At 41.1% G+C, this 14,521-nt stretch carries 14 protein-coding genes; 4 read left to right on the top strand and 10 right to left on the bottom strand.

Translation table 11 applies throughout. The features are described from left to right. Window positions 1-429: 429 nt before the first annotated feature. Window positions 430-858: a hypothetical protein gene (locus tag NCWK1_RS26660; protein WP_096579354.1), complete on the top strand. Its 429-nt coding sequence runs from the start codon at window positions 430-432 to the stop codon at window positions 856-858. A 2-nt stretch (window positions 859-860) separates the two neighbouring features. Here NCWK1_RS26660 and NCWK1_RS26665 read toward each other — a convergent pair whose 3' ends face one another. The 5 genes from NCWK1_RS26665 to NCWK1_RS26685 all read right to left on the bottom strand — a co-directional run bounded on the left by NCWK1_RS26665 (window position 861) and on the right by NCWK1_RS26685 (window position 6,710). Then, window positions 861-1,406 carry an RNA 2'-phosphotransferase gene (locus NCWK1_RS26665; protein WP_103126782.1) on the bottom strand — a complete coding sequence of 182 codons (546 nt, stop codon included), beginning with the start codon at window positions 1,404-1,406 and terminating at the stop codon, window positions 861-863. Continuing rightward, on the bottom strand, window positions 1,403-2,692 hold the full coding sequence (locus NCWK1_RS26670; protein WP_187308258.1) for an amino acid permease: 1,290 nt from the start codon (window positions 2,690-2,692) through the stop codon (window positions 1,403-1,405). Before NCWK1_RS26670 ends, NCWK1_RS26665 begins: the two co-directional genes overlap by 4 nt. Window positions 2,693-2,829: 137 nt before the next feature. Next, window positions 2,830-4,056, bottom strand: coding sequence for a DUF1501 domain-containing protein (locus NCWK1_RS26675; protein WP_103126783.1), 1,227 nt, complete (start codon window positions 4,054-4,056; stop codon window positions 2,830-2,832). Between the two features lie 111 nt (window positions 4,057-4,167). Beyond that, on the bottom strand, window positions 4,168-5,658 hold the full coding sequence (locus tag NCWK1_RS26680; RefSeq protein ID WP_103126784.1) for a DUF1800 domain-containing protein: 1,491 nt from the start codon (window positions 5,656-5,658) through the stop codon (window positions 4,168-4,170). A 77-nt stretch (window positions 5,659-5,735) separates the two neighbouring features. Continuing rightward, window positions 5,736-6,710, bottom strand: a complete 975-nt coding sequence (locus NCWK1_RS26685; protein ID WP_103126785.1) for a threo-3-hydroxy-L-aspartate ammonia-lyase — start codon at window positions 6,708-6,710, stop codon at window positions 5,736-5,738. Between the two features lie 205 nt (window positions 6,711-6,915). Here NCWK1_RS26685 and NCWK1_RS26690 point away from each other — a divergent pair, with 205 nt between their 5' ends. After that, window positions 6,916-7,254 (top strand): hypothetical protein, encoded by a 339-nt coding sequence (locus NCWK1_RS26690; RefSeq protein WP_146034048.1) that lies wholly within the window; start codon window positions 6,916-6,918, stop codon window positions 7,252-7,254. Window positions 7,255-7,256: 2 nt separating this feature from the next. Here NCWK1_RS26690 and NCWK1_RS26695 read toward each other — a convergent pair whose 3' ends face one another. Beyond that, window positions 7,257-8,459 carry an AAA family ATPase gene (locus tag NCWK1_RS26695; RefSeq protein ID WP_103126786.1) on the bottom strand — a complete coding sequence of 401 codons (1,203 nt, stop codon included), beginning with the start codon at window positions 8,457-8,459 and terminating at the stop codon, window positions 7,257-7,259. A 455-nt stretch (window positions 8,460-8,914) separates the two neighbouring features. On the opposite strand from NCWK1_RS26695, the gene NCWK1_RS26700 reads away from it, so the two are divergent. After that, on the top strand, window positions 8,915-9,445 hold the full coding sequence (locus NCWK1_RS26700) for a DUF411 domain-containing protein (RefSeq protein WP_103126787.1): 531 nt from the start codon (window positions 8,915-8,917) through the stop codon (window positions 9,443-9,445). A 278-nt stretch (window positions 9,446-9,723) separates the two neighbouring features. Here NCWK1_RS26700 and NCWK1_RS26705 read toward each other — a convergent pair whose 3' ends face one another. The 4 genes from NCWK1_RS26705 to NCWK1_RS26720 form a co-directional block, all read right to left on the bottom strand. Continuing rightward, window positions 9,724-10,068, bottom strand: coding sequence for a helix-turn-helix domain-containing protein (locus tag NCWK1_RS26705; protein ID WP_103126788.1), 345 nt, complete (start codon window positions 10,066-10,068; stop codon window positions 9,724-9,726). Between the two features lie 3 nt (window positions 10,069-10,071). Continuing rightward, a complete protein-coding gene (locus NCWK1_RS26710; RefSeq protein WP_096579336.1) occupies window positions 10,072-10,449 on the bottom strand; it encodes a type II toxin-antitoxin system RelE/ParE family toxin in 378 nt (125 codons plus the stop codon). A 110-nt stretch (window positions 10,450-10,559) separates the two neighbouring features. Then, complete coding sequence (locus NCWK1_RS26715) at window positions 10,560-12,446, bottom strand: ABC transporter ATP-binding protein (protein ID WP_103126789.1); 1,887 nt, start codon at window positions 12,444-12,446, stop codon at window positions 10,560-10,562. A 246-nt stretch (window positions 12,447-12,692) separates the two neighbouring features. Then, window positions 12,693-13,250: a single-stranded DNA-binding protein gene (locus NCWK1_RS26720; RefSeq protein ID WP_103126790.1), complete on the bottom strand. Its 558-nt coding sequence runs from the start codon at window positions 13,248-13,250 to the stop codon at window positions 12,693-12,695. 344 nt (window positions 13,251-13,594) lie between these two features. Between NCWK1_RS26720 and NCWK1_RS26725 the strand changes: the two genes are divergently transcribed. Then, window positions 13,595-14,506 carry a class I SAM-dependent methyltransferase gene (locus NCWK1_RS26725; RefSeq protein WP_245894999.1) on the top strand — a complete coding sequence of 304 codons (912 nt, stop codon included), beginning with the start codon at window positions 13,595-13,597 and terminating at the stop codon, window positions 14,504-14,506. Window positions 14,507-14,521 lie beyond the last annotated feature (15 nt).

A 14,521-nucleotide genomic window follows, 5' to 3' on the forward strand; every position in this document is an offset into this window, starting at 1 on the left:
TTTTTCAAAAATCAAATATGATTCCTATATAAGTCTTTGAAGTTTTTAGATGTATTTCATACTTATGGCTAAAATACATTTATATGAATCCGCTTTGATTCCTGAAATTATTTACGTAGGAAGGGAACAGGAAACAGGGAACAGGTAAGAAGGAATAAAAGTCTACTGAGTTTTTTTCTCCAAATCAAATATGAGTCCTATAACCTGCAAAAGATTCGTAGGATTTATTAAAAGTCTCCCTAATTTTGTAAAAAGCATAATTATGACAATATTGCAACTATAATTACGCAGATTTTAATATTTTCTATTTTTTGTTTTTGTGTGAGATATTTACAAAGTATTAATTACAGTTTCGATGAAATTTGTATCATCAATTTTTGATTAGAATTTAAGTGATCAATTTTAAAATTATGATCATTATTAAAAAATATGAACGCGGAATTTTCGACTAGGATTCCTATGATGCCGCTTGTACTATTGTGGCTGGCTTATGCCTTGCTGGGATGGTATCTGGCTGTGCATCACATCGTTTGGTTAGTCGGGGCTTTTGTTGCGGTTGTGGCTATAGCTGTTGTCCGCAGAAGTAATGCTTGGCTGGAGGAGTTAACGGCTGTTGGTTCTAAAATTTTAATTGTTATTTTATCTTTAGGTGCATCAGTGGCTTTAGTTGCCACTTGGTCGCTATTGTTTAGTTTGTTTTTGATACCAATAGCAACTACATTGTTGGCAGATTTAGAAATGCGGTTTGCTGGTTTCGACAAAAAAGCTTCATTTCGGATATTAACACTCTTGGCAGGAGCAGGTTTATTTATTGGTGAAGCTGTCGATTTGCTATTCTTCCCTAGTAGCAGATTCTAATTTTATAGTTGATGCAGATATTCAGGCGGTACAGCATCTACTAACCACACACTATTCTCAGAACAGTAGAATATGTAACCCATTTGATACATAGTCGCTGCATCTACGGCAAAAACAACAGGTTTACCATGTCGTGCGCCGACAGTTTTGGCTGTAGCAATATCCTGCGATAAATGGACATGATGTCGAGACATTTTACTCAGTCCGGTTTGCAGGATAGACTCGACGGCTTTGTGTCCTGTCCCGTGATACAGTAAGTCAGGGGGAACAGATGGGAGTAATTGTAAATCAATTTCTACGCTGTGGCCTTGGTTAGCGCGAATCAAATTACCTGTAGAGTCGAAACTAAAGCGTTGTTTATCGTTAGTGGCGACTACGGCTGCTAATTCCTGGGGTGTAATAGGAAACTTATGTTCTGCACAAGCCGCTAAAAGTTCATCAACTGCAACCCAACCTCCCGGCGCAAGTGTAATTCCTAAAGATTCTGGTTGATGGCGGAGATATTTACTCAAGAATTTACTAATTTTGACTAGGCGTGGAGTGTTCATACAGCAAAAATTTCTTTTAAGATTATGCCTAATGCAATGCCAATCATTAATATTAATGTCAGCTTACCGCCAGGGACAAAGTGATTTGAGTGTTGGAGTTGTTGACGTTGTTTCCATGTGGCTAATGCAGGAATGATGCCACCTAAAATGGAAATGCTAAAAGTACCAGTAAAGTCTAAAGCTGTGAAGAAAATGCTGGGGTTGACTGCGCCTAAACCTATAGGTGGTAGTAAAACTAGTGAGTATAAGGGTAAGCGACTGGCAGGTTTATTTTGTGTAGTTGCGAAAATATCTTGGAAGAAATCTAGCAAGCCATAAACAAATCCGATAAAAGATGTGGCGATCGCAAATTCTGAAAAAATAGAAACTAATACTCCTAATAATTCTCCACCGCCGCCCGCCCGCAGCACTTGTATAGGATCGAAAATAGTTTTACCATAAATCATCTCTGAACTGACACTGCCTAAAATCACGGCATTCCAAGCTAAAAACATCAGCAGAGGAATTGCTGAACCAATGATAATTGACTGGCGAACCTTGCGACTATCTCCTTCTAGCTGTGTGACCACAACTGGCACAATGTTATGGTAAAACAATGCCACAAGCATAACTGGGATGGCAGTACTTAACGCACTCCAATTTTGAAACAATAAATGTACACCTTTGACTTGGGTGAATCCTAGCAACAATAGTCCCAGAAAAGACGCAAGTACAATTCCCACCAAGAAGTTATTCAATTTTTCAATAAATTTTCCCCGTCCTAAATACATAATGCTGCCAAACAGCAGTGTAAAGGCTGTAGTTCCTATCCAGCTAGGTAATGAATTCTGCACACCCCAAAGATGGGAAACCGCAGACATCAAAATCTCTCCACCCTGGGTAATATATGCTACTAACAAAGCGTAGTGCAGAAGCAGATAGGCAGCACCAGCCATCCGCGCTCCGTTAAGCCCCAAGGCAGTTTCAATCATAGCTAGTAAACTTACGCTGGGGCGACCTGCTAGACGCATGGTATTAATGCTAACTTCGGCAATTAACAACCCGGCAACTAAAGTATATAGCCAGACAGCAATCAATAAGACTGTAGATGGGATGATACCAGAGGGTAATGTCACCGCAGGTAAGGCCAAAATTCCCGCACCAACAGTTGTGCCTGCAACTAAGGCGGTACTTCCCAGTACACTGCCAGGTTGATGAGTCAGCTTGTTTCCCTCAACTTGCAGATGGGAAAACAATCGCGTGACTTCTTCTTGATGTGTCTGGAAAGCCGTCTTAATTGTGGTCATAACTGGAGAGAATGTTAACTTATGTAACTAATCATCTTAGCAAACACTTTTGGGAAATCAGTATTTGGTTAAAAAATGTGATAAATAATACTTGTTATATTTGGTAGACAATGCTTTGATTTGAATACTATCACCTGCTATAACAGAGCGATTTTTTGTTTCGGCACATAACTGGGGAAAACTTTACTTAGTTGCGTGTCATTCACAGATAAATGTTGTGCTAACACATCAGAAATTACATCTCGAAAATCGGTAGTTACAGCCAAGTCTCTTTTTTCGTAAAGTGCAGCAGTGTCCAAACCAGGCCATTCGCCATAAACTTTACCACCACGGACTTTGCCACCTAAAACCCACATCACATTTCCGTGGCCATGATCAGTACCACCATTGCCATTTTCCCGTAATGTCCGACCAAATTCAGACATAACTAAAATGACTGTGTTTTGGTAAGCTGGGCCTAGATTTTGGACTAAAGCGGCTAACCCTTTACCCAAACTTCCTAAGCTTTTGGCTAAATAACCGCGATCGCTACCTTGATTAATATGTGTATCCCAACCACCCAAGGACATAAACCCTAATTCAATTTTGGGGTCTTTAGCCATCAGTTTACCTAAGCGTTGAGCATCACCGACAAAAACATCGGGTGATGGTGCGCCATTATTCGCCATTTTCATTTCTTGGGCGAAGTCATCCATCAAAGCGGCACGGGCAACGCGTCCTTGATGATAGGTTTGACTAAGAACGTCATTACCACTGTATAACCGATCAAATGCTGCGCCTACTTTTGGTCGATCTAAAGAAATTGGTTTGTCAGCATTTCTCCCAGAACCTATGTTAGCAACTGGCATTAAACCATTCAAAATGCGGGGTTTGGTGCTACCCAAACTGACTGCTTGGATGGGTGTTTTGTTAGAGATAGCACCCAATAAACGATTCATCCAACCTTCGCTAATTCTTTGGTTCCCAGGAATGCCAATTTCCATATAAAACTGCGCGTCAAAATGGGAACGAGAGGGATCGGGGGAACCCGCAGCATGAACAAAGGCTAAATTACCTTGTTGCCACAGAGGCATGATTGGTGCTAAAGCTGGATGTAAGCCGAAGTGTCCATCTAAATCGAAAACGCCTTTTTCTTGTCCGGGTTTGGCAAGGGCGATTTTGGGACGGGCTTGATAGTAAGCTGGCTCTGTGTAAGGAACTACGATATTTAAACCATCTGCACCACCACGCATTAAAATCACAATCAAACGCTGGCGATCGCTTTTATTAGTAGCAGAATGAACTACCCAAGTATCACAACTAACAGAGGCGATCGCAGTTGTAGAAAACAGTCCTGCTTGGATGAGAAAATCACGTCTTTTCATATTGGTAATTTAAAGTGCTGAGTGCTGAGTTACCGAAGTTTGCTCAACGGGGGAATCCCCGCACGCAACTTCTCGCTGAGTGCTGAGTATGAACCTAGTAGCTGTCCATAACTAACGGCGCATAAATTCTGGGCTACCCAGGACTAATGCGGCTTTGAGTTCTGGGGGACTAGTGGCGATCGCACTTTGGGTTTTGGGCGAAAGAGAGTTACCCAAGGTGTTAATTAACTGAGTCGCATCCAGGGGTTGAATGCGGTTGATGCTTTTATTTTTGGGTGGATTATTGACTTTTCCTAGCAGTGGTACGCGACCACCACCTAATGCAGTTGCAAAGCTGAGGCGACGGTTCATCGCTTCGGGATTCAACCAGACATCTTCTGTATTTTTGAATCCATCAGGAGTTCGACAACCATATAAAGGCATTTCTAATTGTTCCAAGTTGCGGGAAAGGGGTAGGGTATTGTTCACCTCCAGCCCTGTAGCCCGGACGGCTGAGACAGTGTATTGCAACGGTGTTTTAAATTTGGCGTTGAAATATTTTTTATCCCAGAATTCTGGGCTTTGGAACAAAGTTTCTAAAACAGCGCGAATATTGCCATCGGTTTTGAGAAAGCGTTGTGTGAGACGATTAACTAAAGATGTAGGTGGGCGATCGCTGACAAAATACTGAGCCAACTGGTAACTAATATGATGAGCCGTCGCTGGACTCCGTGCCAAAATATCTAAAGCTGCTTCGCCTTCAGCTTGACCACTGCTTTTAATGGTGTGTCCTAAAAAAACTTTATCACTCGGATCATGAAACTTGGGTTCAAAATAAAATAGCGATTTGCCATTTGTCTGTTGATTAGGACGAGCTATTCCCCAACCAGTAAAAATTCTCGCTAAAGCAATCACATCTTGTTGGGTATAGCCACCATCTGCACCTAGAGTATGCAGTTCCATCAATTCCCGCGCGTAGTTTTCGTTTACCTTGGGAGTGACACCACGATGACCACTACCTTTATTTAGCCAATTGTCTAAATAAAATAGCATTGCTGGATGATGGGCTGTTGCACCTAATAAATCACGAAATCGCCCAAAAACATAAGGTCTGATGGCTTCTTGTTCGTATGCACTCGTCCAAAGGCGAGCATTTCCTTTACCTCCATAGACATTGAAGTGGTTATACCAAAAGTCCACCATCACTTCTTGAAGTTGGCGGTTACTGTTAGTAGCTCGTAATAACCTGGCTTTGACTGCTTCTTGGATAATTTTGTCTTTTCTCTGTGGCTGGTATCTGTTTTCGGGTGTATTTGGTTGTGGCGAATTCTTGAGATATTCTCTAACTTCGACTGTATTTAACCGGAGTGTTTCTAGCTGTGAAAGCTGGCGGGTGAGGCTGGGCGGTTCGGATATGGAATTGGGTGAAAGTTGTTGTTTAATATAGCCCTCTACACCTAAAGACTGGACTTTTTGAATGTCTCCCGGTTTAGCCCCAAAACTCAGACGATTAATTAAGTGTAATATTTTTGGGTCAACAGGCTTAGTAGCTGCATAGATGGGGTTACTTCCTACCAACAAGATGAACAGCAACAATACCAAATATCTGGGTTTTACTGTCATAACTTGAGTTATCCTTTCTCAGTTGGCGAACACATCGTTATTTGACTGGCGAACGAGAAAAAAAGTTCAAAATCTCCTCAGTAATTTCCTGAATATAATTTAGCAACCTTTGCTAAATCTACATTACCACCACTGATAATTACACCAACCTTTGCATTTGGTACTGACACTACACCGCTAAGTAATGCTGCTGCGGCTAATGCACCAGTGGGTTCAACGACAATTTTTAGCCGTTCCCACAGGAAAAACAGACTATTAATAATTGCAGTTTCCGAGACTGTCACCATATCATCGACGTAATTTAGTACTAGAGGAAAGGTTAATTTACCCAAGCTGGGAGTCCGCACACCATCAGCAATTGTTGGCGGGTTAGTGACGGTTTGCAGAGTTTTGCTGTGAAAGGAACGAGTTGCATCATCCGCCAGTTCTGGTTCGACACCAATAACTTTACACTTAGGTAACATTGCTTTGGTGGCGATCGCACATCCTGATATTAATCCGCCACCGCCACAACAAATTAATAAATAGTCTAGTTGACCAACTTCTTGAATCAGTTCTAAGGCTGTGGTTCCTTGTCCAGCGATGACGTGGGGATGATCGTAAGGCGGAATCAAGGTAAGCTGGCGATCGCTGGCTAGGGTTTTGGCTAATTCTTCTCGGTCAGTTTCTTGGCGATTGTATAAAATCACTTCTGCGCCATAACTGCGGGTGGCTTGTTGCTTTACTTCTGGCGCATCATCAGGCATCACAATAGTTGTAGGAATATGCAGTAACTTTCCCGCGAGAGCGATCGCTTGGGCATGATTTCCAGAGGAAAATGTAATTACGCCCTGTTGCTTTTGAATTTGGGATAACTGCACTAAGGCATTGTACGCACCCCGAAATTTAAATGCGCCTGTGCGTTGAAAGTTTTCGCATTTAAAAAATACTTCGCTATGGGTGCGATCGTTGACAATTCTGGAAGTTAGTACTGGTGTAAGATGAGCAATTCCTGCAAGCCGCGCTTGTGCTGCTTTTACATCGTCTACAGTAACGGAGTGATGCTGTGACATGAGCAAAATAAAATTGAGTAGTCTGCCTAGTGGGTAATAGAACACCACAGGATTTAACGTAGCATCACTTCATCTACCGTGAAGCAGAAAGATAAATGCTTCTTCAGGAACAAGGAAATCTGGCAGTTTAGCTGAATAAATGTAAATAAGCGTAAAGCGGTTGGTACTCAAATATTAACGATTTTTTAATAAAATCGTAATTATTATGCACACATCATTTACTGACAATCAATACAGCAAACTTACCAAAAAAAATCGGATAACTGTCATGATTGCCGTTTTTGAAGCTATGGAAGAGTGCCGACTTGCAGCTATAGCAGCTGAATTCCCTGGTGAGTGTGGGTTAGAAATGCTCAAGGGTTGTTTGGAAGACGAAGCCCAAGCTTGGTCAGACCAACAATTTCAAACTTGGTTTGAGGGTCTGGAAGTCAAATATGGGCAACGTAGCCCCCTAGGAATTTCTATGATTAGCTTGTATAGGAGTGTGATGAGAATCATCCACAATTGCGATCGCCAATTGAAAATTGAGCAAACTTTTTCCTAAATTTACACAAATCGCTGTGTAAATTCAGCGATTAAATCTACCCGTCCTTTACGTAACATTGCGGGATCTAATCTTTCGGTGGTATTGCAAGTCATCAACACAACTAACCGCTGTTTCATCTGAATCCCAGATTCATCAATGACGCTTTGGTATAAAGTGCCATCCAACAAACTCAAAATATGTTCGGTTTTATTATTAGATTGGGCTATTTCCGAAGCGCGATTTTGCGCTAAGTTGTCAGCTTCGTTAATAATAATACAAATGCGTTCTAAATAAGTTGGTGGGACAAAATTAGTGATCGCATCATGATCCAAAATAAAGATGACAAACCCTAAAGGCATAAGAATCTCTTTAGCTACGGCTTGTGTCCAGGCGGTTTTACCTGTTCCTGGTTCGCCATGTACTACAACTGCTAACTGATTTTGATTGAGAACCGCTTGCTGTAATGTGTCGGTAAAACTTTGAATCTCTGCGGGAAATGTGCGAATGGGGAATTGACTGTGAACCTTACCCACACGACTTTGATAGCCACTTAACATCACCGCTAAATCGTAAGTAGCTTTGTTAACTAATGGCGCTAAATCTTTAGCCATTAAAGTATATTGTCGCCTACCGCGATCGTAAGGTTCAATTTGCAGCCAAATGTCATACATTGACCAATACGCATTCACAGTATTGACAACATCTAAACGTTCCCAGTTGATAAATTTTTCCACAGGAAAATAAAAATCTCTCTCGGAGTAATACTGGGTAATTACATTAGGTCTACCTAAAATTTGTAAAACCCGTAAAACAGTAATTTCTTGTAGACGGTTCAAAACATAATCAATGGGTATGCTGTTGCGACTGACAAATTGTAATATCGGTGTTTCTGTACTCAAAACTTCTTTATAACGATGGTCTGGCGATTGCGGGTCGGGTGTAATATAATTCCAAAACCTCTCTAATTCATAGCGGGTATTTTCAGATGCTACGCCTAATAAGTTTGCCCACCAAGTAAAATTATTTCTCCCTAAAACTTCACTAAATGTACTAGCTAAATTAAAGCTTTTTTGGGCAAATTCCTTGGTATCATTTTGTGCAAGTTGCCATAAAAATTCCCAATCTAAATCTCGTTGTAATGGCCGCCACCCACTAGTCAATAAATTTTGCTGTTTATTATTATTGGATGTGCTTTCGTTGCCACTAAAATAATCAAATCCCATATTTTTACTTACTTGCGTAAAAATGTTTGCTCAACTATAGCAATCTTCTTTGATTTCTCAACTACTTATGGAGAGATACATAGAAAATCGAGGTGTTGACGATTCATTGAGGACTGCTATATCTATCAAGGTTAATAAAGGTTACTTTACTTAATTTTTTTCATCAAAGTGTTACAAAATTTGATTTGGGGCGAAATTTCCAGAGATTTTAACTACATGCTACAAGTATAGTCTGATTTTTCTAGCAAGCTGGTAATTAATCAATACCTTTATGCTACATTGTAATACGAGCAAAAGTCAAGCTATGTTCAGTTTCTCGTTTCAGGTTGGAGTGTTAACTATATTATGGACAGAGTAAACCGAAGCCACCGACAGGCCAAATTTTGCTGGTGTTTAGAGGTTAGGAGCAGAATATATTGAAGTTAACAATTCTTTATATAAAAGAGGTATGGAAAATGAACAAACTTTTAGCTTCGGGAATGAGTAAATTCTGGCGTGTCGTACTAGGCATAATGATTATTACTGTAGTGAGTATAACTAGTAATTCTGCATCGGCGATCGCTGCGAGTAGTTGGGACAATGAAACTGAATCTTATTCCGGCAAGCAGGAAATGATTGTTTATCGTAGCCCTAGCTGTAGCTGCTGTGGAGATTGGTTAGACCATGTAAAAAAACATGGTTTTAAAATTAAACAAGATGTCAAAACTGACGAAATGGAGGCAATTAAGCAAAAATATAATTTACCTTCAGAGTTAGCATCTTGTCACACCGCAATTATTGACGGTTATGTGATGGAAGGTCATGTTCCTGCTGATGACATCAAGCGGTTACTAAAGCAAAAGCCCCAACTTGCAGGTTTAGCGGTTCCCGCAATGCCTGTAGGCACACCAGGAATGGAAATAGGAAATACAAAACAGCCTTTTTCTGTGATTGCATTTAATAAAAAAGGCGAATTGCAAGTATTTAACAGCTATGAGTCTTATTAAGCTTATTTAAAGTTCATTATTCATATAGCTGGTTTGTAGAGATGTAAAAATTTGCATCTCTACAGGTTTTTCAAATTCACTAAATATCGGACAAAGTTCATTCACCGAGCGATCGCACTTTCTAAGAATAAATAGTTATACCATTTCACGAAAATCTTGATGCAAATTCATTGGTTTTTAATTCTTTCCCCCTGCTCCCCTGCGGCCTATTTGTATCAAACTTAAAGTGAAATGGTATTAGGTGGTACTGTAGTCATGAACCTTCAAGAAGTCAAGAATCAATTTCCCGAAGCAGATGGAGTAATAACCCGCGTTTGACCATGCGAATGAGCTTTTGATTGAGCTTTCACCACAATTTCCACATCTCGCCCTAAAGCATTTAAGAAACGAAAAAGTCTCACAGTCGAAAAGCCCGATAACTTTCCATTGATTAATGCTGAGACTTTAGGTTGGTCAATACCTAAAAGTTCTGCTGCTTCAGCTTGAGTCATTTCCTGTTTAGTAATAATGTCGCTGATCTTATGGGCAAGTTCGGCTTTGACCAGCAATTCATCAGAGTTCTCTAAACCCATATCTGCAAACACATTGCCACTACTTGCTTGCACGTTAATTTCTTGAGTCATATTTTAATCTCCCTCTTGCTGGCTGTAATTCTCTGTGTAATGTTCTTTGGCTCGTTTAAACCTTGCTTCAATTAATTCAATATCTTGTTTAGGGGTAGCAATACCTTGCTTTGATTTTTTCTGAAAAGAATGTAAGACATAGACCACCCCAGCTAGTTTTACCGTATAAACGGCTCGATAAGTGTCTCCATCAAAATCTTCTACAACTTCAAGTACCCCAGCACCTTTAAATCCTTTGAGTGGCTTAACTGAAGGATGCTTTTCTCCACACTGTGCTATGTACAAAGCGTACCCGATAACTTCCTGAACGTCCTTTGGGAATTCTTTCAAATCCTCAAGAGAACTTCCAACCCATTCAACTGGCTTTAGCAATGTACTCATATCCTCAATATGCTAGTTTTGGCATACCATTGTCAATGGCAAATTCGATTTTGGTATTCAGCCAGCTAAAACCTCACAGCATTGAACAAACATAAAGCTGCTTGGTAGTTTTATATTGTTCGCAAATGCCGATCGCGTATTCTTTCTGGGCTACCTGTAGGAATGGACGCAATTAACTTTTGTGTATATGCTTGTTTTGGTTCACGATAGATGCTTTCAGCTGTACCTTGTTCGACAATTTGACCGCGATTCATGACTAAAATGCGATCGCTCATAAATTTCACTACACTCAAATCATGGGAAATAAAGATATAAGTTAGTTGAAATTCATCTTGTAATTCTTTCAGCAAATTCAATACTTGCGCCTGTACCGATACATCTAACGCTGAAACCGATTCATCACAAATGATAAATCTCGGATTTAAAGCTAAAGAACGGGCTATACAAATCCGTTGACGTTGACCGCCGGAAAACTGATGGGGATAACGATTCATTGCATCTGGACTCAAACCCACCCGTTCTAAAAGTTCCGCAACTCTATCTCGTCGTTGTTTAACTGTCTTACCTACAGAGTGAATTAACAACGGTTCCATAATTGCGTCACCAACTTTGATCCGGGGGTCAAGGGCGCTAAAGGGGTTTTGAAAGACAATTTGCATTTCCCGCCGGAGTTTCTGCAAAGCTTCACCCTTCAACTTGGTGATATTCTGCCCATCAAAAATAATCTCACCACTTATCGGTTCAATTAATCGCAATAAAGTCCGACCGAGAGTAGTTTTACCGCAACCAGACTCACCCACTAAACCCAAAGTTTCCCCTGGCTTAACATCAAAGGAAACATCATTCACTGCCATATTGTAGCGTTTTGTTCCACCAAACACGCCCCGCACCGGGAAACCTACTTTCAGATTACGAATTTGCAATAAAGCTGGCTTTTCTTCCAGATTCGCCAATCGCGTGCTAATTTCTTCTGGAGAAATTTCTGATGGTTGTGGCGGTTCTTTCGCCTGAATTAACAACTCTCCGTTAACTGTTTCCTCCACACTCATATAATCTGCCACCGTTAGTAGTTTATGGGGACGATGGTTGAGTGTGGGGCGACAAGCGACTAAGCCCTTAGTATATGGATGTTGCGGATGACTAAAAATATCTGCTGCGGCACCATATTCAACAATTTTACCCTTATACATCACCCCAACTTTATCGGCAATTTCCGAGATTAATCCCAAGTCGTGGGTGATAAAAATCAACGCCATCTCGCGGGTTTGTTGCAATTCTCGCAACAAATCAATAATTGTGGCTTGCACCGTCACATCTAAGGCTGTGGTTGGTTCATCTGCAATTAACAGCAAGGGGTTACAAGAAATTGCCATTGCAATCATCACCCGTTGCAACTGTCCGCCGGAAAGTTGGTGAGGATAACGGTCTAAGATGGCTTCTTTGTGCTGTTTTACCAACTGTGCCAGTTTGTAATCATCTGGTGTGGGTGAATGGGGGTTAGTTTGCGGCCAAGTTTCGAGATATTGTTGTTTGATGAGTTCATCGCTAGGCAAAAGTTTGACTTCTTGCAAACCAGCGATCGCAATTTGCCTAGCTTCAGTGATCGAAACATTTTGATGGCGCATAATCGCTTCCGTTAGCTGAAAGCCAATCGTATAAACTGGATTCAGCGAACTCATCGGTTCTTGGAAAATCATCGCCAAGTCGCCGCCACGGTGTAGCTGCATTTGTTCTGGCGGTAACTCGACTAAATTAATTGGCTTGGCTTCTGGCTGCTGACGAAACCAAATTTCTCCACCACTCACCCTACCGGGAGTTTGTAACAACCCCATGATTGCAAGTGAGGTTACAGATTTCCCGCTTCCCGATTCTCCTACAATTCCTAGAGTTTCTCCCCGATGTAGTTCAAACGAAATTCCATCTACAGCTTTGAGACTGTTGTCATCACCGGAAAATTCAACTTGGAGATTGCGAACCTCTAGGACTGTTTCTCTCATAGGAGTTGCGTATGGATTTCACAGAAAATTATTTGGATTTTAGCAGTTGTTTAGATACTATGCTGGCAATCTGAAGTTTTTGCTAATTTTAGCTTGATGTCACAAATAACTTTTCAGACTTAATATAAATACGCGTTCCCCGTATTCATAGATTTGTGACTTACGCCGCAGTACAAAAAATTAAGGGTGTAAGTGAGTAAAACCCTTACACCCATTCTCAAAGACGATATTTTTACTAAGTCCAGTTTAAAACGGAATATCATCAGGATCAGGTTCTTCTGTCGCTGGCGTATAGGTGCGCTCAAAATTGCTGGGTTGATATGCTGGTTCAGTGTTTTTAACAGGCGGCGCAACGCCAACATTACTCGTAGCGGGTGCGGCGGTTGGGCGTGACGGTTCATAACTAGAAACATCCGCTTGGGGATAACCTGGGGGAGCCGTTGTCGCTGAAGGTGCTGGTTGCGAGTAAGTATCTGGGACTGATGAAGTGTAAAAACCTGTACCTACAGGATGAATGCGTTGAATTGTGAGTTCGGCACGTTTTTCTTTAAAACCTTCGTTCCGGCGCTCGAATGTTACCATACCTAAGCGCCCTTCAATAATGACGCGATCGCCTTGATGATAATTTTGCTGCACATCTGTAGCTAAATTTCCCCAACTCACCACTTTCAAGGTTGCTGGCGGATCTTCTGGTCTTTGGGAATTGGCAAACTGTACTAGCATTTCTGTAACTGCTAGATTATCTGCTGTGTAGCGTAATTGCGGCTCTTGAATAATATCTGCCATTAAAACGCAGCTGTTCATTGCATCCTCCTAATCTAATAATTCGTAATTCGTAATTATGAATTCATGTATAGACTGTTTATTGTGCGTTATTTCTAGCATAAAAGCCAAGCGATGGAGTTGCCCAGTAATCGTAAAACTACTAGCTACCTTCGCCTGACTGGAACGAGCATTTAATTCTGCATGAGTAGTACAATTATACCACTAAACCTAGAAAAAATACTATAGTCAAGTGCCTGATATCGTGTGCGGTGAAAAAATGAACACGAAGGCTGTAAATTAAGTGTTTAATCTGTATTTCCCAGTTAAGTAGTTTTCCGTAAGAAAATTACTTTATGCTAAAGCAGAAAAGACAAAAAACATTTATGAAAAATCTTGTGCGCTGTCTTGGGTTGCTCAAAGCCCTAGCTTTAGCTTTGTTGGTATTAGCATCTGTGATAACTCCGAGTGTTCTGGCTAACCAGAGCAAAACATCCACAACTTTGGATAGCACAACAACACTCCAAAGCATAATTGCTAACGGTCATCGTTCCCTAGCCAATCGGGAACGAGACAAGTATCGTCACCCAGCAGAAACTTTGGAATTTTTTGGTTTACGTCCCAACATGACCGTAGTTGAATTATGGCCGGGGAATGGTTGGTATACCGAGATATTAGCCCCATTTCTGGCAGACAAAGGACAACTCATAGTTACTAACTTCGCGCCGAACGACAGTAAACAACCCTCGGTGATTTTCCAACAGAAGTTAGCTTTGGCTTTTCAACAAAAGCTAGAAGCTAATCCAGAAGTTTTTGGTAAGGTGAAAGTTGCCCAGATTCATCCCCCAAAAGAACTAACTTTAGCCCCAGATAACTCTGTAGATATGGTTGTGACTTTCCGCAATATTCATAACTGGGTGAGTGCTGGCTATGCTGATCAGGTTTATGCAGTAGCTTACAAAGCACTCAAGCCAGGGGGAATTTTGGGAGTGGAAGAACACCGCGCCAAGCCGGGTACTTCTTTAGAAGAAAGTATTAAAACAGGTTATATGTCTGAAGATGGCGTAATTGCTGCTGTGGAGAAAGCTGGCTTCAAATTGGTAAGCAAATCAGAAATTAATGCCAATCCTAAAGATACCAAAGACTATCCTTCTGGCGTTTGGACGTTACCTCCAACCTTGAGACAAGGCCAAAACGATAGGGAACGTTTCTTGGCTATTGGCGAGAGCGATCGCATGACCTTGAAGTTTATTAAGCCCAAAATTGCCGTAAAGAGTAGAACTTCTGACTCCAACTAGTACAACAAAGTCAAC

This window comes from Nostoc cycadae WK-1 (assembly GCF_002897135.1).
Lineage (GTDB): Bacteria > Cyanobacteriota > Cyanobacteriia > Cyanobacteriales > Nostocaceae > Nostoc_B.